This window comes from Bifidobacterium pullorum subsp. saeculare, from assembly GCF_016899725.1.
GTDB classification, from domain to species: Bacteria; Actinomycetota; Actinomycetes; order Actinomycetales; family Bifidobacteriaceae; genus Bifidobacterium; species Bifidobacterium pullorum_C.
The window spans coordinates 1-493 of sequence record NZ_JACLYU010000136.1; the positions used below are offsets into that span (position 1 = coordinate 1).

Sequence of the window (493 nt, forward strand, 5' to 3'; positions counted from 1 at the left end):
ACTCCTGCCGCGGTCGAGGCTGCACGATCGCAGATTGCACGGCTCGTGGGCGAACTGCGCCGTGTGATTCTCGGCAAGGAAGAGATGATCGACGAAGTCACCGCTGCGCTGCTCGCCCGGGGGCATGTCCTTCTGGAAGGCCTGCCGGGCCTGGGCAAAACAGAACTCGTGAAAGCGCTGTCGCGGCTGCTGACTCTCGATTTTCGGCGCATTCAATTCACTCCGGATTTGCTGCCGACGGACATCACGGGCAGCCACATCCTGCAGGAGCGCGACGGCAAACGCGAATTCACCTTTCATCCCGGCCCCGTGTTCACGAACCTTCTACTGGCAGACGAAATCAATCGTGCTTCGCCGAAGACACAATCGGCTTTGCTCGAAGCCATGCAGGAGCATCGAGTGACAACGTTCGGACAGACGCGAGCGCTGCCCGATCCGTTTTTCGTACTTGCCACGCAAAACCCGATCGAACTTGAAGGAACGTATCCGCTGC

The 493-nt window shown here is 59.4% G+C and carries 1 protein-coding gene; it reads left to right on the plus strand.

The window, feature by feature from the left end; all coding sequences use genetic code 11:
• Positions 1 to 84: 84 nt before the first annotated feature.
• The coding region (locus H7U32_RS09830) for an AAA family ATPase (RefSeq protein WP_204469863.1) at positions 85 to 493 on the plus strand (409 nt) is incomplete at its 3' end.